The organism is Actinomycetes bacterium (assembly GCA_036000965.1).
In the GTDB taxonomy this organism is placed as follows: Bacteria; Actinomycetota; CALGFH01; order CALGFH01; family CALGFH01; genus DASYUT01.
This window is the reverse complement of record DASYUT010000354.1, coordinates 1-23,053: the sequence shown is the minus strand read 5'-3', so window position 1 is coordinate 23,053 and position 23,053 is coordinate 1. Positions and strand designations below refer to the sequence as shown.

The following is a 23,053-nucleotide window of genomic DNA, read 5'->3' as shown; positions in this document are numbered from 1 at the left end:
GGTCAAGGCTCGTGCCTGGCCGGGTTGCGATCCGCTATCACCGCGGGAATCGAACGGAGTGCTGCTGCTTTCGCGTTTCCGCTGGTGAGCAGCCTGACAGGCACACCGTTTGGCTGCCCCGTGGCAAACGGCCTCGCTTTCGCTGTGACAGGCCCGTGACCTGCAAGCTTCCGCCACCGGACCCGTGCACAACAAGCCCTCACTACAATCGACGGCCGAGAGCAGCCGCCGACCCACCCCAGGAGTTCCGGACAGATGGAGTACCAGCAGGCAGTCGAAGCGCTCTACGCCCGCGTGCCCGGCCGGATGGGACCGAGCCTGGAGCGGGTCGAGCACCTGGTCGGCCTGCTCGACCACCCCGAGCGGACCGCTCCGGCGGTCCACCTCACCGGCACCAACGGCAAGACCACCACCGCCCGCATGGTCGCCGCCCTGCTGGCCGCGTTCGGGGTTGGTACCGGCCTCTACACCAGCCCGCACCTGCAGGATGTCCGCGAGCGGATCGCGCTCGCCACCCGGCCGATCTCCCGCGACGAGTTCGCCGAGACCTGGAGCTACCTCGAGCCGTTCTTCGCCGAGGTGGACCGGGCCCACGACCAGCCGGTCACCTTCTTCGAGGCGCTCACGATGCTCGCGTTCACCTGGTTCTCCGAGGTGCCGGTGGACGCCGCCGTGGTGGAGGTCGGCATGGGCGGCCAGTGGGACGCCACCAACCTGGTCTACGGCGACGTCGCCGTCATCAACCGGATCAGCCTCGAGCATCCCGAGCTGGGCGACACATTGGTGGCGGTGGCGGCCGAGAAGGCGGGCATCATCAAGCCGGCCGCGACCGTGGTCAGCCAGGAGCAGGACCCCGACGTGCTCGCCCTGGTGACGCAGCGGGCCGAGATGCTCGAGGCGCGGCTGCTGCTGGAGGGTCGCGACTACGCCCTCGAGCGGCGCCGGGTCGCCGTCGGCGGCCAGGTGCTCGACCTGCGCACCCCGGTGGGCCGGATCGACGAGGTGTTCCTGCCGCTGCACGGCCGCTACCAGGCCGAGAACGCCGCCACCGCGCTGGCCGCGGTGCAGGCCTTCCTGGGCGACCGGGAGCTGGACGCCGACACGATCCGGGCTGGGTTCGCCGCGGTGACCTCGCCCGGGCGGCTCGAGGTGGTGTCCCGCCAACCGCTCGTGCTCCTCGACGGCGCCCACAACCCCGCCGGGGCCCGGGCGCTGGCCACCGCGCTGCTCGAGGAGTTCGTGGTCGACCGGCGCACCCTGGTGGTCGCCTGCCTGGCAGACAAGGACCTGCGCGGGATCCTCGAAGGCCTCGCCCCGGCCGCCGGCCGGCTCGTGGTGACGGCCAACTCGAGCCCCCGGTCGGCCGGCGTCGAGCAGCTCCGCAAGGAGGCGGAGGCGATCGGGCTGACCGCCGAGGTCGCGCCCGACGTGCCCACGGCCGTGCGCCAGGCGATCGACCGGGCCGGGAAGTCCGAGGCGGTGGTGGTGACCGGCTCGCTCTACACCGTCGGCGAGGCGCGCGACCTGCTCATGGGGCCGGGGCCAGCGTAGCCCGCCCCGCGTTCCGGGTTGCCTGGCCTGGGGTGTGGGTTGCCTGGCCTGGGGTCTGGGAGGACGCTGGCAGCCGGTATCATCGCCCGCGCCGCGCCCTCGCTGCGCCCGGTGAGGCCGAGGCCAACCGCGCCGACCGCTGCCGCCCGCCGCTCCACCGGAGGTCCCCATGCCCGACGAACGCACCCTGGTCCTGTGCAAGCCCGACGCCGTCGCCCGCGGCCTGGTCGGCGAGGTGGTCCGCCGGCTCGAACGCAAGGGCTTCCGCCTGGTCGCGATGGACCTGCGCACCCTGGACGAGGCCACCGCCAAGCAACACTACGGCGAGCACGAGGGCAAGCCGTTCTTCGACGAGCTGGTCTCGTTCATCACCAGCGGCCCCCTGGTCGCGATCTGCGTGGAGGGGCCGGAGGCGGTAAGCGCGGTACGCACCCTGATGGGCCCGACCAACCCGGTCGCCGCGCCGCCCGGCTCGATCCGGGGCGACTACGGCCTGCTGATCGGGGAGAATCTCGTGCACGGGTCCGACTCGCCCGCGTCGGCAGCTCGCGAGCTGGCCCTGTTCTTCCCGGAGCTCGCGGGGTAGGCAGGGCTGGGCGTGCCGGTCGCACTCGCGGATCGGACCGCCCGCCGCTATCGGGAAGTTCAACAGGCTGGTATAGGATGCCCAGGTTTCCAGGGCCGGGCTGCCGCGCGGGTGCGTCCCCGGCGAGTCTCCGGCCCTCCTGCGTGCCCTGGCGCACCCGGCACTCGGTCTGCATGCGCTCGAAGGAGCTGGTTCCGTTGCAGAACGCCTTCCGTTTCCTCGGCCGCGACATGGCGGTCGACCTGGGGACGGCCAACACGCTCGTGTACGTGCGGGGCCGGGGGATCGTGCTCAACGAGCCGTCCGTGGTCGCCATCAACACCAAGAACAACGCGATCCTGGCCGTGGGGTCCGACGCCAAGGCGATGATCGGCCGCACTCCCGGGCACATCGTGGCGATCCGGCCCCTGCGCGACGGCGTCATCGCCGACTTCGACACCACCGAGAAGATGCTCCGCTACTTCGTGCAGAAGGTGCACCGGCGCCAGTTCCTCGCCAAGCCGCGGGTGGTGGTCTGCGTCCCGTCGGGCATCACCGGGGTCGAGCGGCGGGCGGTGTTCGACTCCACCATCCGGGCCGGGGCCAGGGGCGCGTTCATCATCGAGGAGCCGATGGCGGCCGCAATCGGCGTCGGCCTGCCCGTGCACGAGCCAACCGGCAACATGGTGGTCGACATCGGCGGTGGCACCACCGAGGTCGCCGTCATCTCCCTCGGCGGGATCGTGACCAGCCAGTCGATCCGGATCGGAGGCGACGAGCTGGACGAGGCCATCATCAGCTACGTGAAGAAGGAGTACTCCCTGATGCTCGGGGAGCGCACCGCCGAGGAGATCAAGATCACCATCGGCTCGGCCTACCCGCTGCCCGAGGAGCCGCAGACCGAGATCCGCGGCCGCGACCTCGTCACCGGCCTGCCCAAGACGATCGTGGTCGGAGCCGAGGAGATCCGCAAGGCGATCGAGGAGCCGGTCAACGCGATCGTCGACGCGGTCAAGAACACCCTCGACCACACCCCGCCCGAGCTGGCCGCGGACGTGATGGACAAGGGCATCGTGCTCACCGGCGGGGGCGCGCTGCTGCGGGGCCTGGACGAGCGGCTGAAGCACGAGACCAGCATGCCGATCCACCTGGCCGACGAGCCACTGCACTCGGTGGCGATCGGGTCGGGCAAGTGCGTGGAGGAGTTCGAGTCGTTGAAACGGGTCCTGATCGCGTCCTCAGACCGCTAGCTCGCTTTGGAGGCTGGGAGGCGTCCGCCTTCCTGACAGACGTTGCACGATCGCCCGCGCCGCGCCCGCATCATCCTCGCCGTGCTCCTGCTCGCCTCGGTCACGGTGATCACGGTCGACTTCCGCGAGTCGGCCAGCGGGCCCGTGGACCGGCTGCGGCAGGTGACGGTCGGCGTGTTCGGCCCCGCGCAGCGGGCGGTGAGCGCCGTGGCCCGCCCGGTCGGTGGCTTCTTCGTCGGCCTCACCGAGGTCGGCGGCCTGCGTGGCGACAACCGGCGCCTCAAGGCCGAGGTCGACCGGCTGCGGGCCCAGGAGCGCACCTACCAGGACCTGCTCACCGAGAACGAGCGGCTCCGGGGTGCGCTCAACATGGCCAGGCGGTGCGGCTGCCGGACCGTCGGGGCGACCGTGGTGGCCCGCTCGGGCTCCAACTTCCAGTGGTCGGTGACGATCGACGCTGGCGCGAGGCTTGGCGTCGCCCGCGACATGGCCGTGATCGACGCCCAGGGCCTGGTCGGCCGGGTCGTGGCCGTGACCGCCGACTACGCCACCGTCCTGCTGCTGGTCGACCCGACCAGCGGGGTGGCCGCGAGCCTGGCCCGGACCAAGGCCCGCGGCCTCGTCCGGGGGGGCGGCAGCGGGCCGCTCGGGTTCGAGCCGGTCCGGGCCGGCGTCCAGGTCAAGGTGGGCGATACCGTCGTCACCCAGAGCTACCAGGGCGGGGTCTTCCCCCAGGGGCTCCCTGTGGGGGTGGTCGAGCGGGTCGGCCCGGCCTCGGGCGGGCTCGTCCAGAGCGTCGCCGTGCGGCCCTACGCCGACGTGGCTGCCCTCGACGTCGTCGCCGTGGTGGTGGCCAAGCCGCCGGTGCCGGCGCCGCCCAAGGGCCCGGGCACGGCGCCGCCCAAGGGCCCGCGCGCGGTGCGGACCGGGATCGGGCGCTGAGCGGTGCGCCGGGTCCTCGCCCTCGCCGCCGTGATCGCGGCTGCCGTGCTGCTCGAGTCCACCGTGCTGGCCGGCTTCCGCCTCGGCGGGGTGCGGCCCGACCTGCTCGTCGTGGCGGTCGTGGCGGTGGCCATGGCCTCCGGGCCGACCTCGGGCGCGCTGTTCGGCTTCTGGGCCGGGCTCGTCGCCGACCTGCTGTTCGCGCCGCCGGTCGGCGTCTCCGCGCTCGTCTACACCAGCGTCGGCTACGCCGTGGGGCTGGTGCGGGTCTACGTGGTCAGCCCGAGCGCCTGGGTCCACCTCGCCCTGGCCGGTGTGGCCAGCCTCGTGTCGGTGTGGAGCACCGGGCTGGTGCTGCGCGTGCTCGACCTGTCGTCCTGGTCGTTCGTTGCCCGCTCGGGCCCGCTCGTGGCCCTCTGCAACCTGCTGCTGACCCCGTTCGTCTACCCGGTCGTGCGGCTGCTCGCCGAGCGCGTCCGATCCGAGAAGCTCTACCGCTGGTAGGCTCGGCTCCGTGCAAAACCAGGATTCGCGGCTGCGCGCCCGCCTGTCGCTGCTCTCGTTCATCGTGCTCGGCCTCTTCCTCGCCCTGTTCTCGCGGCTCTGGTACCTGCAGGTGCTGGCTGGCGAGCGCTACGGCGACCTGGCCGAGGGCAACCGCGTGCGCCAGGTCGTGGTCGACGCGCCCAGGGGCCGGATCCTCGACCGCCAGGGCCGGGTCCTGGTCCGTAACCGGGCCGCCTGGGCGGTCACCGTCAAGCCCTCTGAGCTGGGCGACCAGCGTGACCGCATTGTCGGTCGGCTGGCCCGGGTGCTCGGGCTGCCCAAGGCCAGGATCGAGGAGCGGCTGCGTGACTACACCGGGTCGCCCCTGCGCGGCGTGCCCGTGGCCGAGGACGTCCCGGTCGCCCAGCTCTTCTACCTGACCGAGCACGCCGACCAGTTCCCCGGCGTCGTCCCCGAGGTACTCGCCCTGCGCGAATACCCATCAGGGCCAGTCGCCTCCCACGTGCTCGGCTATGTTGGCGAGATTTCCCCCCAGGAGCTCGCCTCCAAGCGGTTCCGCGGGGTCAGGCAGGGCGACACCGTGGGCAAGGCCGGGGTCGAGCTGACCTACGACCGGCTGCTCCGGGGCCGGACCGGTGTGCGCGACCTCGAGGTGGACGCCAAGGGGGACGTGGTGCGGACCCTCGACTCGACCGAGCCGGTCGCCGGCAACGACGTCCGCCTCTCCCTCGACCTCGACCTCCAGCGCACCGTCGAGCAGGCTCTGGCCGAGGGCCTGCTGACCGCACGCTCCCTGCCCGACCGGGAGCGTGGCGGGACCTACCCGGCACAGGCGGCCACCGCGGTCGTGCTCGACCCCAGGGACGGCTCGGTGCTCGCCCTGGCCAGCCTGCCCCAGTACGACCCCAGGAAGTTCGTGGACGGCATCTCCCGGGCCGACTTCAGCCGCTACGCCACCAGCCCCGGCAAGCCGCTGATCGACCGGGCGGTCCAGTCCGCCTACCCGCCCGGCTCGACCTGGAAGCCGTTCACCGCCATGGCCGCGCTGCGGGCCGGGGTCGTCACCCCGTCCACGGTGTTCCCGTCCACGGGCTCGTTCACCTTCGGCAGCTACGTCAAGCGGGACTGGAAACGGGGCGGGCACGGCCCGACCGACCTGCTCAAGAGCCTGCGCGAGTCGGTCGACGACTACTACTACGCGGTCGGCGCCCGCTTCGCCGCGGCCGAGCGCGGCCAGGAGCTGCGCCACGAGCCGGTTCGCGAGGAGATGCAGGCCACCGCGCGCAGCTTCGGGTTCGGCCGCCGGCCAGCCCTCGACCTGCCCTACGCCGCCGACGGCACCGTTCCCGACCGGGCCTGGCGCCGCCGCTACTGGGAGGCGAACAAGCAGGCGTACTGCGCCGGCACCAGCACGCTCTACCGGGAGCTGTGCCGCTACGGCTACCACTGGCAGGGCGGCGACGACCTCAACATCGCCATCGGCCAAGGCGACCTGCAGGTCTCGCCGCTGCAGCTCGCCGCAGCCTACGGCGCGCTCGCCAACGGCGGGACGGTGTGGGCGCCCCACGTCGCCCAGGAGGTCGTGAACCCGGCCACCCGCAGGCGCATCCGGACCGTCGAGCCCCGCAAGGCCTCGGTCGTGCGCATGCCGGTGGGCGACTTCGCGGCCGTCGGCCAGGGTCTCGTGCAGGTGCCGAGCGCCGGCACGGCCGCGGCCGCCTTCCGTGGCTTCCCGCTCGACCGCTTCCCGGTCGCCGGCAAGACGGGCACGGCCGACCTGCCGCCCAGGGCGCCCTTCGCCTGGTTCGCCTCCTATGCCCCGGCCCCCGACCCCCGGTACGTCGTGGTGGTCATGGTCGAGGAGGGCGGCCACGGCGGCGAGTCGGCAGCCCCGGTCGCCCGGGTCGTCTACGAGAAGCTGTTCGGGCTACCCTCGACCAAGGTCGCGGCCGGCGCGGACGCGAGCAGGTGACGGGCTGATGCAGGAGTCGTGGGGGTCGTGGTCGGACCGGGCGTCGCGGCTCGGCTGGGAGACCGCGACCGACCGGCCGCTGGCGTGGCGGTCGCCCTGGCGGCACCTCGACCCCCTGGTCGTGCTGGCCGCCTGCGGGCTGGCCGTGCTCGGCTTGGCCGCGATCTACTCGGCGACGTTCTCGAGCCTGCGCGAGCAGGGCCTGCCCGAGAGCCTGGTCATGCGCAGGCAGCTCCTCAGCCTGGGCCTCGGCCTGGCCGGCATGGTGGCTGTGACGCTGGTCGACTACCGGCGGCTGCAGGCGTACGCGGCCCTGGTGCTCGGGGCCGTGGTGCTGGCACTCGGGGCCGTTCTGACCCCGCTCGGGGCGGCCGCCAACGGGGCCCAGTCGTGGTTCAGCCTGGGCGCCTACCAGGTCCAGCCGTCCGAGTTCGCCAAGATGGGCGTGATCGTCACCCTGGCCGCCGTCCTCGGCGGCCGGTCCGAGCGGTCCGAGCGCGCGGCGCTGGTGCTCGCGCTGGGGATCGTCGGCCTGGTCAGCGCCGAGATCGTGCTCCAGCCCGACTTCGGCACCTTCATGGTGTTCGTTGCGGTGCTGTTCGGCATGCTGCTGGTGGGGGGCATCCGGCTGCGCTGGCTGCTGGTGCTCGCGCTGGTCGGCAGCCTCGGGGTGGTCGGCATGTTCAGGCTCAACCTGCTCAAGGAGTACCAGAAGGAGCGCCTCACCGCCTTCGTCAACCCCGGCGCGGACGCCAGTGGCCGTGGCTACACCTACAACTACCGGCAGGCGCTCATCGCCATCGGCTCGGGCGGCCTCACCGGCAAGGGCTACCTGCGCGGCACCCAGACCAACCTCCAGTACGTGCCCGAGCAACGCACCGACTTCATCTTCACGGTCATCGGCGAGGAGCTGGGCTTCGCCGGCGCGGCCGTGCTGCTGCTGCTGTTCGCCGTCCTGCTCTGGCGCGGGCTGCGCATCGCGGTGATCGCCCGGGACCCCTTCGGCTCCCTGGTCGCCGCCGGGGTCGTCACGATGTTCGCTTTCCAGGCGTTCGTCAACATCGGGATGACCATCGGCATCATGCCGATCACCGGCATCCCGCTCCCGTTCGTCTCCTACGGCGGCTCGTCGCTGCTCTCGAGCCTCCTCGCGGTCGGGCTGCTGCTCAACGTCCACATGCGCCGGTACCTCTGAGGCGCCCGGGACAGCGGGGACGGAACACTGGGGAGTAGCTAATTCGGCCTACCCTTTGCCGGTACCAGATTGATCTGGCAGACTCGTAAGCGTCTTTCGTCATACCACCCTGCGGTGCGGCCCGACGCCGTGCCGCCGCCTCACCCAGGTTCTGGGCATCCCGGTTCGATCCGGCCATCCGGCCGGCGGGGGACCGGGACCGCCCGAGGGTCGGGGCGCCGGCCACGGGGATCGCGGCTTCACCGCAGACGACGGGCCGGTCGTTCCCGCTTGGGTCGAGCTGACGCTCGGTCCCAGCCCGGAGCTTCCGGACGGTGTGGCGGCGCCGCCCAACCGGGCGGACGACTCGGACCCGTGCGACGGTCAGGGTCCAGCCCGGCTCGGCCGGGGGGAAACCTCCCCCGAGCGCGCAACGGTTTCGGCCGCCCCCGTCGGTGGCCGCCAGAGTTTGGTGAGGAGCATCAATGGCTTCCCCCGACGAGTCCCGGGCGGACGACGCCCGGGGCCCTTCCGGCACACCCACATCTCCCGCTTCGCATGAAGCACCGGTCGAGCGCCAAGCACCGGTCGAGCGGCAAGCACCGGTCGAGCGCCTACCCGCACCACCCGGCGAGGCCCAGAACCGCCGCGAGCCCGGTCCCGGCGCCGTCCCCCCGGTGCGGCCCAGGGGCGCCGCCTCGTTCCCGGGCGGCCCGCCACCCGCCAGCACCCCGGCCGAGCCGCTGGCGTCGCCGCCGACGGCCTCCCTGGCGGTCGAGACGCCTCCCCGCTTCCAGGTGACCACTGTGGAGACCACCGCGACCGCGTCGTTCCCGGGCGGCCCGCCACCCGCCCGCCCCGACGGAGGCGAGCCGGCCTCCGGCGACGGACGGGCCGCCCCCAGCCGGCGCCGGGCCGGCTCCGGCAGGCGCCGGGCCGCCACGCCGTTCGAGGTCGCCGACGCGAGCCCGCCCCTGCTGACCGCCACCGCCACCACCGACCGGCCGGCCGCGCCGGTGCCTCCGGCCACCGCCGAGGAGACCGCGCCGTCCCAGGACGCGGGCGGCGCTGCCGAGGCGGCGACCGAGCCTGCCCCGGCCGCGGCCGAGCCTACCTCGGCCGCCGCCGAGCCCGGCCCGGCCGCCGCCGAGCCCGGTCCCCCTGGCTCCGCGCCCGCCCGAGCCGCCGCCGGTTCCGCGCCTGTCCCGGCCCCCGCCGAGTCTGCCGCCGCCGAGTCTGCCGCCGCCGGTTCCGTGCCTGCCGCCGCCGGTTCCGTGCCTGTCCCTGCCGGTTCCGCGCCTGCCCCCGCCGCCGCGTCGGCCCTGCCTCGCGCCGAGCCCGAGGGGGCCGATGCGGAGCCCGCCGAGGGGGATGTGGACGAAGACAGCGGGCCGCTGGCCCGACCGGGCGGAGGGCGCCGCCGCCGCCGGGGCCGGCGTCCGTCACAGGTGCGGGCCGAGGCCCGCTCGCCTGAAGCGCGCGAGGCCCGCTCGCCTGAAGCGCGCGAGGCCCGGGCCGACCAACCAGCCGGGGAGCAGGACGAGGTCACCAAGGCAGCGCGCGCGACCGGGCCTGGCGCCGGCGAGCTGGCCCTGGCCGGCGCACCTGACGAGCTCGACGGGGCGATCGCGGTCACGGCGTCCCCCCACCGCGGATCGGCGCCGGCCGGCGAGGACGCGGAGGGCCAGGACGAGGACGAGAGCGCCGAGGGCTCGGCCCGCACGCGCGCCCGCCGCCGCCGTCGCGCCGCCGCCAAGGCCCGTACCCGCACCGAGCCGCCCGCGGGCGAGGCTGCCGCGGTCGCCGACGGCGGGTCCGGGTCCGGCGCTCCGGCCGCCGCCGCGGCCGCCGCCGAGGCGGCTCCGGCCGGCCGGGACGGGGGCCGCCCTCGGCCTGGTCAGCGGGGGACCGCTGCCGTGGCCGACGCCGCCCCCTCCGATGCCAAGCCCGAGCGCCCGTCGCGCGGGCGGGGACGGGGCCGGCTCGGCGCGGTCGCCAGGGAGCGCGCCGAGGCGCCGGCTGCCAGCGCCACGCCCGCCCCGGCTGCCAGCGCCACGCCCGCCCCGGACGCCAGCGCCGCACCCGCGCCGGACGCTGAGCCCGAGGCCCGCACCATGCCGGCCAGGCCGGCGGCGGGCAGCTCGACGCGCCTGGACTCGCGCGGGCGTGCCGGGCAGGGCTCTCGCCAGGCCGACCGGGGTCGCCGCCGGCGGTCCTCCGGCCTGACCGAGGAGCAGAAGCGGCTCCTGCGCGAGGACGGTCCAGACAAGCGGATGCTGGTGACCGAGGGCGCCGAGCGCACCCAGATCGGCGTGCTCGAGGGCCGCACCCTGGTCGAGCACTACGTGACCCGCAAGTCCGGCCGTTCCTTCGTCGGCAACATCTACCTCGGCCGGGTCCAGAACGTCCTGCCCGGCATGGAGGCCGCCTTCGTCGACATCGGCAAGGGCCGCAACGCGGTGCTGTACGCCGGCGAGGTCAACTACAACGAGGAGGACCTCGACGGCGAGGCTCCCCGCATCGAGAAGGTGCTGAAGCCAGGCCAGTCCGTGCTGGTCCAGGTCACCAAGGACCCGATCGGGGCCAAGGGGGCCCGGCTGACCGCGCAGGTGTCGCTGGCCGGCCGCTATCTCGTGCTGCAGCCGGAGGACAACACCTTCGGGATCTCGCGGCGCCTGCCCGAGGAGGAGCGCTCCCGGCTGCGCGAGATCCTCAAGGAGGTCCGGCCCAAGGGCCTCGGGCTGATCGTGCGCACCGCGGCGGAGGGCGCCACCGCCGACGACCTGCGCGCCGACCTCGCCCGCCTGCAGGCGCGCTGGGAGGCGGTCGAGCGCAAGGCCAAGAAGGCGTCGGCGCCCGCGGTCATCTACTCCGAGCCCGAGCTGGTCGTCAGGGTCATCCGCGACATCTTCTCGCCCGACTTCGTCGAGCTGGTGGTCGACGAAGTCGGGCTGTACGAGCGGGTCAAGGACTACCTGGAGGAGGTCGCCCCCGACCTGCTGCCCAAGCTCCGCCGCCACGACGGCAAGCTGCCGCTGTTCGAGCACCACCACGTGGTCGAGCAGATCCACAAGGCGCTCGAGCGCAAGGTCTGGCTGCCTTCGGGCGGGTCGATCGTGATCGACCGGACCGAGGCGATGACCGTCGTCGACGTGAACACCGGCAAGTTCGTGGGCAAGTCGAATCTCGAGGAGACCGTGGTGGCCAACAACCTCGAGGCCGCCGAAGAGATCGTCCGCCAGCTCCGCCTGCGCGACATCGGCGGGATCATCATCATCGACTTCATCGACATGCTGTTCGAGCGCAACCAGCAGGCGGTCGTCGAGCGGTTGCGGGCCGCCCTGGCCAGGGACAAGACCAAGAGCCAGGTGATGGAGGTCTCCTCGCTCGGCCTGGTGCAGATGACCCGCAAGCGGGTCTCCGGCGGCCTGCTCGAGAGCTTCTCGGAGACCTGCCCGACCTGCGAGGGACGAGGGGTCGTGATCACCCACGAGATCTAGGCGCTGCGCGCCGGAACGCTTGGACCGCCTTCGGCGGATCCCAACAGGTGGCGACCGCCAAGATCGGCGGTCGCGCGACCGCAGAATCGGCGGTCGCGTTGACGGGCCTCGGGCATCGGCACTACCCTTGGCGGTCGGCGCGCCCGCGCTCGCCGCGAGGCGCCCGCATCGCCTTACTGACCCGCATCCCTTTACTGAAAGGACTGTCGCGACGTGTACGCCGTCATCCGCACCGGCGGGAAGCAGTACAAGGTGAAGGTCGGCGACGTCATCGACGTCGAGCGGCTCGCCGGCGACGATGGCGCCAGCATCGAGCTCGCGCCCCTGCTGGTGGTCGACGACGAGGGTAACGTGACCTCCCAGGCCGGTGACCTGACCGGCGCGCTGGTCACCGCCACCGTCGTGGACCAGCACCGCGGCAAGAAGATCCGCGTCTTCACCTACAAGAACAAGACCGGGCAGCAGCGCCACCAGGGCCACCGCCAGTCGCTGACCAGGCTCAAGGTCGAGAAGATCGACCTGCCGGGCAAGAAGAGGGCCTCGGCCGGTTCCAGCACCAAGCAGGAGAGTTGACATGGCCCACAAGAAAGGCGCCTCCTCCAGCCGCAACGGCCGCGACTCGGCCTCCAAGCGGCTCGGGGTGAAGCGGTACGGCGGCCAGGTGGTGACCGCAGGCACGATCCTCGTGCGCCAGCGCGGCACCCGCATCCACCCAGGCGCCAACGTCGGCAGGGGCGGCGACGACACCCTGTTCGCCAAGGCCGAAGGCAAGGTCGTCTACCACCAGGTGCGCGGACGCAAGCTGGCCAGCATCGACACGGAGGGCGCCGCGTAACGGCTCCCAGGCTCCGTCCGGCCCGTGCGCGGGCCGGACGGCCTTCGCGCGCCACACGATCTCGCGCGCCACAGGCGGTCGCGCGCCCAGGCGGGCCCCGCGCGCTTCGGACGGCCTCGCGCCTCAGGCGGTCGCGCGCCCAGGCGGCCTCGCGCGTCGGACGGGCCTCGCGCGCCACATGCGGGTGCGCTGTGCGCTGCCCGCCGCCGTCTCAGCTGGCAACGGATGAGGACGTGACCCGTGTTCGTTGACGAGACCACGGTCGAGCTCGCCGCCGGCAGCGGCGGCGACGGCGTCACCTCGTTCCACCGCGAGAAGTTCCGGCCCCGGGGTGGGCCCGACGGCGGCGACGGCGGCCGCGGCGGCGACGTCGTCCTGGTGGCCGACCCTGCCGTGGGCACCCTGGTGGAGTACCACTTCCACCCGCACCAGCGGGCGGGCCGGGGCAGGCACGGTCAGGGCAACAACCGCAAGGGCGCCGAGGGCGAGGACCGGGTCTTGCCCGTGCCGGTCGGGACGGTGGTCCGCGACGAGCACGGCGAGCAGCTCGCCGACCTGGCCGCCGCCGGCACGCGCTACGTCGCCGCCCGCGGCGGGGGCGGCGGGCGCGGCAACGCGATCCTGTCCGGCCCGGGCCGGCGGGTGGCCCACTTCCACGAGAAGGGGGAGCCGGGCCGCCGGCGCCGGCTCGTCCTCGAGCTGCGCCTGCTCGCCGACGCCGGCCTGGTCGGGTTCCCGAACGCGGGGAAGTCGAGCATCGTTGGCTGGGCATCGGCGGCCCGGCCCAAGGTGGCCGACTACCCGTTCACGACCCTCGAGCCGGTCCTCGGCGTGGTGCGCGCCGGCGAGCACGACTTCGTCCTCGCCGACGTGCCCGGGCTCATCCCGGGGGCGGCGGCCGGCAAGGGGCTCGGGCACCGGTTCCTCCGCCACGTGACCCGCTCGGCGGTGCTCGTCCACGTGCTCGACCTCGCCCCGCTCGAGCCCGGCCGGGACCCCGAGTCCGACCTGGCCGTGATCGAGGCCGAGCTGGCGGCCTACGACCCGGACCTGGCCGGCCGGCCCGCCCTCGTGGTGGCCAACAAGGTCGACCTGCCCGACGGCAGGGAGCGGCTGCCAGAGGCCGCCGCGGCCGCCGGCCGGCGGGGCCTCGGCTTCCATGCCGTGTCGGCCGCGACCGGCGAGGGCATGCGGGAGTTCCTGTACGCGCTGGGCGCAGCCGTGGCCGAGGCGCGGGCCGCCCTGCCATTCCCCGAGCGGAGCGAGCATCAGCTGGTCACGGTCGAGTCCGAGGTGCCGATCCAGGTCGTGCGCGACCCTGACGGCCGCTTCCGGGTGCGCGGCGACCGCCCCGAGCGCTGGGTCGCCATGAGCAACCTCGACAACCCCGAGGCCGTGGCCTACCTGCAGCGCCGCCTGCGCCGGGCCGGCGTGGAGGAGCTGCTGCTGGCGGCCGGGGCGCGGCCCGGCGACGACGTCGCCATCGGGCCGGCCACGTTCGAGTTCACGCCCGAGGGCGGGCCGGGAGCCACCGCGACCGGCGACACCGCCTGACCGCATCGTCGCCGGCCTGACCTCCGGCGGCGTCAGGGGATGGGGGGCCGGGCCGCTCTGGCCGCGTCCACGGCCAGCCGCGACCAGACGTTGAGATCGTGCCCAGCGTTGGAAAGGCGCCCCGCCATGGGGGCGCCCATCCTTCCGAGACCGAGGAGCGCGGTACGGGTCACGCGCGCGCTTCCGGTTCCTGCGACGGCTCCCGCGCGGCCCGCGACTCCCCGTCCCGCCGCGCCTCGTACCCGATGGCGTTGCCGCTGTCGGGGTCGAAGAAGTGCATGTTGTGGGTGTCGACGGCCAGCTCGATCTTGCGGCCCGGCCGCGCCTGGGTCTTGGGGCTGACCCGTGCGGTCCACAACGTCTCGCCCTCGCCGGCCAGCACCTCCGCGGTATCGACCTCCTCCTTGGCGGCCTTGTCGAACTTGGCCAGCATCACCTCGTGGCGCACCGTCGGCGCGTGCACCGTGAACATCAAGTTGACCTCCGAGCCCAGCTCCTCGGCGATCGCCACCTCGGTCTTTATCTTCGCCCACCCCTGGTCATGGATCAGAGTTGCGTCCTCGAAGTCCGACGGGCGCAGCCCGATGATCACGTTGCGGTCAAAGTAGCGGTCAAGCCCTTGGAGGTCGGCCACGACCTCCTCGGGCACCGGCAGCTTGTTGTCGGCAAACACCACCGCCGGCCCCCCGTCACGCACCAGGCGGGCCTCGACCAGGTTCATCGCGGGGGAGCCGATGAAGGTGGCCACAAACAGGTTGCGCGGGTACTCGAACAGGTTCTGCGGGGTGTCGGCCTGCTGCAGCTCCCCGTCTTTGAGCACCGCGACCCGGGAGCCCAGCGTCATCGCCTCGATCTGGTCGTGGGTCACATACACCGTGGTGACCCCCAGGCGGTCGTGGAGGCGGGCCAGCTCGGCGCGCATCCCCACCCGCAGCTTGGCGTCCAGGTTGGAGAGCGGCTCGTCCATCAGGTACGCCTGCGGTTCGCGCACGATCGCCCGGCCCATCGCCACCCGCTGCCGCTGCCCCCCGCTCAGCGCGGCCGGCTTGCGGTCAAGGTAGGGCTCCAACGCCAGGATCCTGGCGGCCTCGGCGACCCGCTTGGCCTGCTCCTGTTTGGGAGTCTTGCGCAGCTGCAGCCCGAACGCCAGGTTGTCGCGCACGGTCATGTGCGGGTACAGGGCGTAGTTCTGGAACACCATCGCGATGTCGCGGTCCTTGGGGGCCAGGTCGTTGACGACCCGGTCGCCGATGGCGATGGTGCCCGCGGTGATGTCTTCCAGGCCGGCGATCATCCGCAGCGCGGTCGACTTGCCGCACCCAGACGGCCCCACAAAGACCATGAACTCCCCGTCGGCGATGTCCAGTGACAACGCGTTGACCGCCCTGACGTTGCCGCCGTACTCCTTGGTGACGCTGTCCAGCACGATCTGCGCCATGGTCGCTCCCGCTCCCTCCACACCACCGACCGCTGGCCGGTCGCCGCGGGCGGATTGACCGCCCTTACCCTGACCTGGGCGAACGTACCCGAGCTACCGAAGCGAAAACTTCTGTGACCCAGAGCTCGCCTCGGTGCCGGACAAGCCTCCCGTGCGCGCTAGGGTAGCTGTTCGCGGGTGTCGCTACCAGCCCCGGCCGCTGGACGCCGCCTCCCGTACACTGCGCCGCGGTCGCGACGGACGGCCGGCCGGGCGGGTGAGCAATGGCGGACAGGGCACCACGAACGCGCGGCCGGGCGGCTGGCCCGGCGGACCGGGCAGGACGGGCGCCCGACTGGGCCGGCCGGTCAGCCGGGGGCGGCGCCGAGCGGCGGGTGGGGATCATGGGCGGCACCTTCGACCCGATCCACCACGGCCACCTGGTCGCCGCCGACGAGGCTCGCTGGCAGCTCGACCTTGAGCAAGTCCTGTTCATCCCGACCGGACAGCCCTGGCAGAAGCCAGTCGGGGTGACCGCCGCCGAGGACCGCTACCTGATGACGGTGATCGCCACCGCGTCCAACCCCGCCTTCGTGGTCAGCCGGCTCGAGATCGACGTCCCCGGGCCCACCTACACCGTGGACACCCTCCGCCGCCTGCGCGCCCGGCTCGGCCCGGAGACCCGCCTGTTCTTCGTCACCGGCGCCGACGCGATCCTGCAGATCCTGAGCTGGAAGGACCCGGAGGAGATGTTCGCCCTGGCCGAGCTGATCGCGGCCACGCGGCCCGGCCACGACCTGTCCGACCTGCTCGGCGCCGTCCCGACCGCGGCCGGCCGGGTCCACCCCGTCCGGATCCCGGCGCTCGCGATCTCCTCGACCGACATCAGGGCCCGGGTCGCCAGCGGCGCGCCCATCCAGTACCTGGTGCCCGAGGGCGTCGCCCACTACATCGAGAAGCGCGGGCTGTACCGGGAGCCGGGCGGTGGGGACCCGGGGGAGCCAGGCGGTGGGGACCCGGGGGAGCCAGGCGACCTCCCGCCCCTGGCCGACAGGGACCCGCGCTGACCCGGTCATGGATGCGAACGGCCCGTCGGGCCGGTACCGTACAGGTAGGAGGTGCACGACGCACCGACGCCGGTCGTGGACGCCAGCGTGGTCGTGGACGACGACCGGGAACGCAGCGTGCTGCCCACCCGGCGGCACCCTTCCAAGGAGTTCGCCCCTGCACACCAGCCTAGAGTTCGCGCTCACCGCCGCGTCGGCGGCATCCTCCAAGCAGGCTCGTGACGTCCGGGTTCTCGACGTGTCCGAGCCGCTCGTGATCTCTGACTATTTCGTGATCTGCTCGGCTTCGAGCGACCGGCAGGTCCGCGCCATCGCCGAAGAGGTGGAGCGTGCCTGCCGGGTCAAGGGCGTCCGCCCGCTCCACCGTGAGGGCGAGCGAGAGGCCCGCTGGGTCCTCCTCGACTTCGTGGACTTCGTCGTCCACGTGTTCCTGCAGGAGGAGCGCGAGTACTACGACCTGGAGCGCCTCTGGCGCGACGCCCCGGTCGTCGCCCACTCCGACGACGTCGGGAGCCTCGTCACCGTCACCGCCTGACGCCTCGCGCCGGCTCGCCCAGCCAGGCGACCAAAGCGTGGTTTGGTCGGTCTGGTTGTGGTTAGGCTACGCCCCGCATCCCCCAGCACCGGGTCGTGGCCGCTCGGTGGTCCCACCTGTCCGGCCGGGGGAGTTCTGGCATCGGCAGGGGGGGTGACTGGAGGACTGCCGTGTACCGCAGGCGCAGCATCTTTCGCCTCCTGCTCCTGATCTACATCCTGATCGGGATCTTCGTGGCGTTCGACCGGAACTACATCACCGAACCACTGCTCAAGGGCGTGCTCTCGGCCCTGCTCGCGATCTTCCTGTGGTTCCTCGTACTCCTCGGGGTCAACCTCAAGATAAGCTGACCGGAGCGCGGGTCCGGGCTCCCAGGGCACTTCCTCATTGCGAGGAAGCGGCCTGGTCTCCTATACTCCCGGCGCTCCAGGGGCTGTAGCTCAGTTGGCAGAGCGCTTGCATGGCATGCAAGAGGTCAGGGGTTCAAATCCCCTCAGCTCCACCACCCCACGGCACCCCCTCTGAGCAGGCACAACGCCGTCCCTTCGTGCCCTACGCGGCGGGCTGCTCGCGTCGCGCAGTCGGCGTTTCCCGGAGATTTCCCGGAGGCTCACACCGAGCGGTCGGGATTCTCACTGTCCGTGGTTGCGCTTCAGCGCTCGGTGCTGCCTCTACGGTCGTGTTGCCACGCTTGGTGATGTGCGAGCACTCCACCCGGTGCGACGTCAGGTAGCTGGGAGGGTGATCTCGTAGCCACGATCGCCTCTCCACCTCCCGCACCTGCCGAGCCCCAAGACTTGCATCCGAACGACACAACGATATAGTTGTGTCATGCTTCCGGAGTTCGAGGGCGGCGTGTTGCCGCCGGGCATCCATCAAGCCTCGTGGCGAGAGGTGGAGGAACGGTTGGGCTGGAATGATCGGCGGCGGAGCTTGCTCACCGGGCTGAGGTCCCTGCTCGAGGAGCTTGCCCGTGCGGGGTGCTCGCGGGCGTGGCTCGATGGCAGCTTCGTGACCGACCAGCGCTACCCGGGAGACTTCGACCTGGTGTGGGACCCGGAAGCTGTCGACCTCGGCGAGCTCGACCAGGTGTTGCAGGATCTGGATCCGCCCCGCGAGGCACAGAAGCGGAAGTACGGCGGTGACATCCTGCCGAACGTTGTCGAGGGACGCTTGGGCATGCCGTTCCTGGAGTTCCTCCAGCAGGACCCAGTTACCGGCCAGGCCCGGGGGATCGTGGAACTGCAGCTGGAGGGCTTGGGATGATCAAGAACGACCGACAGCACGGGATCATCCGTGGGCGCGTGGAGCGGCTCCAGCGGCTGCAGGATGAGCTGCTGGACCGGCTAGAGAACAGGTCCGTGGATCGTGCACGTACTGAGCTGGAGCTGAAGGTGGTTCGCGCCGAGATCCGCCGCCTGCAAGCTGAACTTGATGACTACGAGGCATTGAAGGAGGGGCGTGGCGAGATCGGGACGGCGAAGTCCCTGGAAGACCTTCCTCGGCTTCTCATCCGCGCCCGCGTCGCCGCTGGTCTGACCCAAGCCGAGTTGGCCGAGGGACTCGGCCTGAAGGAACAGCAGATCCAGCGTTACGAGGCCACCGACTACGAGTCAGCGAGCCTTTCGCGGCTTATCGAAGTCGCGGGCGCTCTGGACCTCCAACTTGGCTCCTCCATCGAGCGGGAGGATCTGAGGTACGACGCGGCCACCGTGCTTCGGCGGCTCGGACGTGTGGGCTTGACGCGGGAGTTCTTGGAGAAGCGGTTTATGCCTGCCGAGGAGGACCAGCAGGAGTCGGTTGTGAGCTTGGTGGGCCGACTCGCACACGTGTACGGCTGGCCGCCGGAAGACATCCTCGCCGGGCGCGTGACCCAGGTGTCCCGTGCCCTTGCGCCAGTCGCTTTCAACAAGCCAAGGAATGCAAGCGAGGCGCGTTCTGCGGCGCTCGCTGGCTATGCCGACTACCTGACTCGTCTTCTGGTCCGTGCGATCGCAACGACCACTGTCGACCTGCCCGCGGATCCGGTGGAACTCCACGCCCGCATGGGTGGGCCAGCCGGTCCGGTCACGTTCGCCACGGCCCTGGACACGCTGTGGGCGGCTGGCGTCGCTATCTTGCCGCTGCGTGAGCGCGGCGGCTTCCAGGCTGCCTACTGGCGGCATGGCGAACGCGACATTGTGGTGATCAACGCGATGCAACGAGAAGAGTCACGCTGGCTCTTCTACCTGCTGCACGAAATTGGCCACATCCACGAGCGCAGCGATGAGCGCGCATTGCTGGAGGACGCCCCCGGACACGACAATGAGGTCACCGAGGTCCGTGAGCGACGCGCGAACGAATTCGCAACTGCGGCGCTCTTCGGAGGGAGGAGCGAAGAGCTGTTCCAGCTCGTACTCGACAAGAGCGGCGGGAAGCCCGCCCTGATCCAACGCGCAGTCCATTCCGTGGCCCGCCGCGACAATGTCGATGCGGGCGCGCTCGCCTTCAGCGTCGCCCATCGGCTGGCCGAGAGGGGCCATGACTGGTGGGGAGCCGCAATGAACCTCCAAGGGGATGAGAGTGATCCCTGGCGGATCGCTCGCGACTCGCTGATCGAGCGGCTCGATAGGTCGGCACTCGAACCGCTCGATGCCGACCTGCTTGCCCGTGCCCTTGATATCACCTCTCTCCGCGCGACTTCAGAAGGTGGCGAGACACAATGACGCTCGGTCCTCTCAAAGACAGCGTCTGGCTGCATGTGGGAGCCAGAACACCCGAGTACGTCGAACGACTCGCTCGCCTGGCAGGCGGTATTGTCCTTCAAGCTCCTCTTTCCAGCCCGCGGACGCGAGAGCTTGCCCGTTCAGGCCTACCCGTGCTCCTGCAGCATGATGCCCGTGAAGACCATAACCGGCCGACGCTGTTGGCGCCCAGTGATGCATGGCTGCTTGATCAGACTGGCTCCGCCATCGTGGCCTCTCGCGTGCGTTGGGTAACGGGCCCCAGCCTCACAGGCGAGCACGCTCTGCGTGAGGCAGCGAAGGAGGCGCGCGCGTTCTTGCGCCTGGCAAGGGAGCAGGCGCCCACCAGGCCCTCCATGGCGATCTTCGCTGTCTCCTATTCGTGGCTGACATCTGCGAACCCGCGCCGCCAGCTGGTTGCGGCGCTGCAGTCCGTTGGCGAACCCATCGGGTTGATGCTGGGCAAGGGGAAGGATCCGCTTGACAACACTCGTGCTGTGGAGGGGCTCGTGGAGATCGTCCAGTCGGTGGATCGGGTTGCGGTCCTTCGCTGCGACCATGGTGCGCTCGGCGCGTATGCGTTCGGCGCCTTGGGGGGTTCGATTGGGGTCGGCACCTCAACGCGGCACTTCACGGCTCATGGCGAGGGCGGCTGGGCGGATCTCAGTGACCCGACGCCGCGAGTGTTCCTACCCTTCCTGATGGCCTGGTGGAAAGGGTCGCGGCTGCCGTACTACGAGGGTGACCCGCTGTTCGACTGCTGCACGTGTAGCGTCTGCGATGGGGCTAGCCTTGTACGCTTTCAGGACGAACGCTTGGAGCCCGAAGCGGATGCGCATTCGGTCGCGTGTTGGTCCGCGATTGCTCTTGAGCTCGCGGAGCTGGAAGCCGCACGTCGTCCCGAGCGGTGGGTGGACCTTTGCCGCCAAGCGTACGCACGCCACGACGACATTGAGGACCGTCACGACGGCCTCCTTCAGCCTCCGTCGAAGCAGTTGAAGGCCTGGCTGAGGGTGGTCGGCATACGTGCCGCTTGATCTCGCCATCTCTGGAAGATGACCTCCACTAGGCGCGTCCTGCGTACGCCGAGCATCGGCGTAGAGCTAGGTGGGAGCACCTCGAAGAGGTCAGAGCCCGACAGGTAGCTGAGACCTACCCCACTCCTTCGGGCGCATTCGACTGCCCGGTCAAGTTCCCGCGGTCGGTGTCGTATTAGGAGGACTGTCGGCGCATCCTGGGCAAGAGGGGCGACGCTGCCCATGGAACGCCAATCGGACGCCACCTTGACCAGCGCGACGAGGTGCAGGGGCGAACGCAGCAAAGACCTCACACCGCTCGTGCTGACGGAGATAATTCCAGCCGGCACACAATCGAGGAACACAGATACAACCGGATCCACGCTCGCCCAGGGAACCTCGGCGCCGACGGGGAGGGTCGAGATCGACTTCAAGGTCAAGTAATCCGTGACCGCTTCGAGGCCGATCTCTTCGCGCCGCTGGATCTCCTCGTCGTCCAAGACGACGACCGCATGGAACCGTGTGCCCGCCCAGAACACTGAGCGCACCAGTAGACCCTCGATGTCGAAGGGCAAGCGGCATCGAGCTAGCACAGCTGCGTCGGATGAAACGTCAGACCTCCTATCGAACATACGTTCACAGTAGGGGCTGACTGTGACACGACTGTTGAGGTGACCAGGGGATCCCTGAAGCAGGTCGCGAGATGTGAGCCCTCCGATAGGTTTGAGACCAGTATTTGGCTCCGGTCATCACTGGGGCGGCGAGGCGCGCTCGGGATCCTGCTCGAACTCGGCCGGCCGCCACCTGAGCGCGGCATTCTCGTACGGCTGGACACACGCTGCACGGATCTCAAGGCGAGATATCCCAGAAGCTACGCGGAGTAGTGACCTTCAACGCCTTCCGTGATCACCTGGACGGGCGTCTCGGGTCTTGCGGGCCACCTCCAGCGCCATCTCGAGGCGCTGCTCGATCACGGCAACGACCCGCTCGGTCATCTCCGGGGTGGTCTCGCGGTAGATGCGGCCGATGGCGCTGCCGTGCGCGGCGTGCCGGCCGCCGCTGTGGCCCATCAGCTCGTCGATGACGCGTGCGGGGACGCCGTCCTCTTCTAGCCAGGTTGCGAAGGCATGGCGCAGGTCGTGGGCACCGCGCAGGTCGACGTGGTCAAGGCCGGCCCGGGCGGCGGCGGTCTTCAGTCGCCGGCGGAAGTTGTCGCGGTGGAGCTGGGTGCGGGTGCCGCGCTTGATGCCCGGGCCACCGGGGCGGCCTGGGCCGCCACCGGGGCCGGTGAAGACCAGATCTTCGGGGTTGTCCCCGGGCGGCAGTTGCCGGCCGATCGCCTCGGCGACCTGGCGGGCAAGGGGGATCTCGCGGATGCCCGCCTGGCTCTTGGGACGGGCCTTGAAGCCGCTGCCGAACTTGCCGGCCTGGTAGCGGGTCTCGGCGACCTGCACCACGCTGCGCCGCAGGAGCACCCGACGGCGGCGCAGCCCGGCCAGCTCCCCGAACCGCAGGCCCGTGCCGAGCAGGCTGATGACATGATCCCACCAGAAGTCGGGCAGGTGGGCCAGCAGCCGGCCGGCTTCGTCGGTGGTGGGGGCGTGGCGCGTCGAGGTGCCGAAGATCACCTCGGGGTCGACGGGCCGCTTGGGGGCTGGCACCTTGCGCATGGGGTTGAGGGGGATGGCGCCTTCGTCCTCGGCCAGTGCGAGGATGCGGAACAGGATCGACCGGCAGGCCATGACGCTGCCGTGGCCGAGCTGGCCGCGAAGCTGGTTTTGCCACTTGCGGATCAGCGTCGGGGTGATCGCGCGGACCTGGTGGCGCTCGAAGTACGGGCGCACATGGTTGCGGAGTTGGCTCTCGGTGGTCTCCAGGGTAGCCGGGCTGCGGTCGGGCTCGGCCGCCCACAGGTCCCACCACTCACCAGCCCAATGACCGAATGGCAGCCGTCCGCGCTGGTGCCCGGCCAATGTGCCGCGCATCAGCTCCAGGCGTTTGGCGGTAAGAAGGTCACGCGCCTCGTCCTTGGTGCGCACGGTCTTGCTGCCCCTGGAGCCGTCGTCCGGCTGCCACCAGACCTCGTAGCTGACCCGGCCGGTGCGCCCACTGACGCGCTTGCAGATTCCTGCGGATGCCATCGTCTCCCTCCTATTGGCGGAGGGCCCGGCCACGCTGTGTGGTTGTCCGTCCGGAGTCCGGAAGCGGGGCTGGGCGGCTCCAACGCGCAGGCGCGTCGCGCGCGCACGCGCGCGACCCGGGGCGGTCACCCATCGTGGCCGCCGGGGTCCTGGTCGTCGTCGTGGTCGCCGCCCGGGTGGCCGGGGTGGGTGAGGCGCCAGCGGCCGTGGCCAGCCCGCTCGACCTCCCCGGCGCGGGCGAGGTCTTGGAGGCGCTCGTAGACCCAGGTCTTGGCGCGGCCGATGGCGGCGGCCAGCTCGGCGA

Annotated in this window: 21 protein-coding genes, 1 tRNA gene and 1 pseudogene; 19 read left to right on the top strand and 4 right to left on the bottom strand. The window is 71.5% G+C overall.

Translation table 11 applies throughout. The features are described 5' to 3' along the window. Positions 1–255 precede the first annotated feature (255 nt). The 11 genes from VG276_31605 (at position 256) to obgE (ending at position 13,850) form a co-directional block, all read left to right on the top strand. A complete protein-coding gene (locus tag VG276_31605; GenBank protein HEV8653822.1) occupies positions 256–1,551 on the top strand; it encodes a folylpolyglutamate synthase/dihydrofolate synthase family protein in 1,296 nt (431 codons plus the stop codon). A gap of 169 nt (positions 1,552–1,720) precedes the next feature. After that, positions 1,721–2,137: a nucleoside-diphosphate kinase gene (ndk, locus tag VG276_31600; protein HEV8653821.1), complete on the top strand. Its 417-nt coding sequence runs from the start codon at positions 1,721–1,723 to the stop codon at positions 2,135–2,137. Positions 2,138–2,334: 197 nt separating this feature from the next. After that, positions 2,335–3,366 carry a rod shape-determining protein gene (locus tag VG276_31595; GenBank protein HEV8653820.1) on the top strand — a complete coding sequence of 344 codons (1,032 nt, stop codon included), beginning with the start codon at positions 2,335–2,337 and terminating at the stop codon, positions 3,364–3,366. A 42-nt stretch (positions 3,367–3,408) separates the two neighbouring features. After that, the gene (gene mreC, locus VG276_31590) at positions 3,409–4,308 is read left to right on the top strand and encodes a rod shape-determining protein MreC (protein HEV8653819.1); all 900 of its coding nucleotides are present in this window, start codon (positions 3,409–3,411) and stop codon (positions 4,306–4,308) included. A gap of 3 nt (positions 4,309–4,311) precedes the next feature. Beyond that, positions 4,312–4,812 (top strand): rod shape-determining protein MreD, encoded by a 501-nt coding sequence (gene mreD / locus VG276_31585; protein ID HEV8653818.1) that lies wholly within the window; start codon positions 4,312–4,314, stop codon positions 4,810–4,812. Positions 4,813–4,822: 10 nt separating this feature from the next. Then, positions 4,823–6,787 carry a penicillin-binding protein 2 gene (mrdA, locus tag VG276_31580; protein ID HEV8653817.1) on the top strand — a complete coding sequence of 655 codons (1,965 nt, stop codon included), beginning with the start codon at positions 4,823–4,825 and terminating at the stop codon, positions 6,785–6,787. 7 nt (positions 6,788–6,794) lie between these two features. Then, the gene (gene rodA / locus VG276_31575) at positions 6,795–7,982 is read left to right on the top strand and encodes a rod shape-determining protein RodA (protein HEV8653816.1); all 1,188 of its coding nucleotides are present in this window, start codon (positions 6,795–6,797) and stop codon (positions 7,980–7,982) included. A 464-nt stretch (positions 7,983–8,446) separates the two neighbouring features. Then, complete coding sequence (locus VG276_31570) at positions 8,447–11,461, top strand: Rne/Rng family ribonuclease (protein HEV8653815.1); 3,015 nt, start codon at positions 8,447–8,449, stop codon at positions 11,459–11,461. 213 nt (positions 11,462–11,674) lie between these two features. Continuing rightward, positions 11,675–12,034 carry a 50S ribosomal protein L21 gene (gene rplU, locus VG276_31565; protein HEV8653814.1) on the top strand — a complete coding sequence of 120 codons (360 nt, stop codon included), beginning with the start codon at positions 11,675–11,677 and terminating at the stop codon, positions 12,032–12,034. 1 nt (position 12,035) lies between these two features. Then, positions 12,036–12,296, top strand: coding sequence for a 50S ribosomal protein L27 (rpmA, locus tag VG276_31560; protein HEV8653813.1), 261 nt, complete (start codon positions 12,036–12,038; stop codon positions 12,294–12,296). Positions 12,297–12,536: 240 nt separating this feature from the next. Then, positions 12,537–13,850 (top strand): GTPase ObgE, encoded by a 1,314-nt coding sequence (obgE, locus tag VG276_31555; protein ID HEV8653812.1) that lies wholly within the window; start codon positions 12,537–12,539, stop codon positions 13,848–13,850. Positions 13,851–13,882: 32 nt separating this feature from the next. Here the strand turns inward: obgE and VG276_31550 are convergent, their stop codons facing one another. Both VG276_31550 and ugpC read right to left on the bottom strand, forming a co-directional pair. Then, positions 13,883–14,023, bottom strand: a complete 141-nt coding sequence (locus VG276_31550) for an NAD(P)-binding domain-containing protein (GenBank protein HEV8653811.1) — start codon at positions 14,021–14,023, stop codon at positions 13,883–13,885. Then, the gene (gene ugpC, locus VG276_31545; protein ID HEV8653810.1) at positions 14,020–15,288 is read right to left on the bottom strand and encodes a sn-glycerol-3-phosphate ABC transporter ATP-binding protein UgpC; all 1,269 of its coding nucleotides are present in this window, start codon (positions 15,286–15,288) and stop codon (positions 14,020–14,022) included. Before ugpC ends, VG276_31550 begins: the two co-directional genes overlap by 4 nt. Positions 15,289–15,671: 383 nt before the next feature. Between ugpC and nadD the strand changes: the two are divergent. From nadD to VG276_31505, 8 genes and pseudogenes are all read left to right on the top strand, one after another. Further along, positions 15,672–16,241: pseudogene (gene nadD, locus VG276_31540) on the top strand (nicotinate-nucleotide adenylyltransferase). A 144-nt stretch (positions 16,242–16,385) separates the two neighbouring features. Then, the gene (locus VG276_31535) at positions 16,386–16,556 is read left to right on the top strand and encodes a hypothetical protein (protein ID HEV8653809.1); all 171 of its coding nucleotides are present in this window, start codon (positions 16,386–16,388) and stop codon (positions 16,554–16,556) included. A gap of 16 nt (positions 16,557–16,572) precedes the next feature. After that, positions 16,573–16,869: a ribosome silencing factor gene (gene rsfS / locus VG276_31530; GenBank protein HEV8653808.1), complete on the top strand. Its 297-nt coding sequence runs from the start codon at positions 16,573–16,575 to the stop codon at positions 16,867–16,869. A gap of 170 nt (positions 16,870–17,039) precedes the next feature. Continuing rightward, a complete protein-coding gene (locus tag VG276_31525; protein HEV8653807.1) occupies positions 17,040–17,219 on the top strand; it encodes a hypothetical protein in 180 nt (59 codons plus the stop codon). A 79-nt stretch (positions 17,220–17,298) separates the two neighbouring features. Then, a tRNA-Ala gene (locus VG276_31520) sits at positions 17,299–17,374 on the top strand. Between the two features lie 401 nt (positions 17,375–17,775). Then, entirely contained in the window at positions 17,776–18,135 is a 360-nt protein-coding gene (locus tag VG276_31515; protein ID HEV8653806.1) for a hypothetical protein, read from the top strand. Next, the gene (locus VG276_31510) at positions 18,132–19,574 is read left to right on the top strand and encodes a helix-turn-helix domain-containing protein (GenBank protein ID HEV8653805.1); all 1,443 of its coding nucleotides are present in this window, start codon (positions 18,132–18,134) and stop codon (positions 19,572–19,574) included. Before VG276_31515 ends, VG276_31510 begins: the two co-directional genes overlap by 4 nt. A gap of 374 nt (positions 19,575–19,948) precedes the next feature. After that, the gene (locus tag VG276_31505) at positions 19,949–20,629 is read left to right on the top strand and encodes a hypothetical protein (protein HEV8653804.1); all 681 of its coding nucleotides are present in this window, start codon (positions 19,949–19,951) and stop codon (positions 20,627–20,629) included. On the opposite strand, the gene VG276_31500 is transcribed toward VG276_31505, so the two are convergent. After that, a complete protein-coding gene (locus VG276_31500) occupies positions 20,569–21,183 on the bottom strand; it encodes a hypothetical protein (protein HEV8653803.1) in 615 nt (204 codons plus the stop codon). The genes VG276_31505 and VG276_31500 overlap by 61 nt on opposite strands. A gap of 315 nt (positions 21,184–21,498) precedes the next feature. Further along, positions 21,499–22,749: a tyrosine-type recombinase/integrase gene (locus VG276_31495; GenBank protein ID HEV8653802.1), complete on the bottom strand. Its 1,251-nt coding sequence runs from the start codon at positions 22,747–22,749 to the stop codon at positions 21,499–21,501. Positions 22,750–23,053 lie beyond the last annotated feature (304 nt).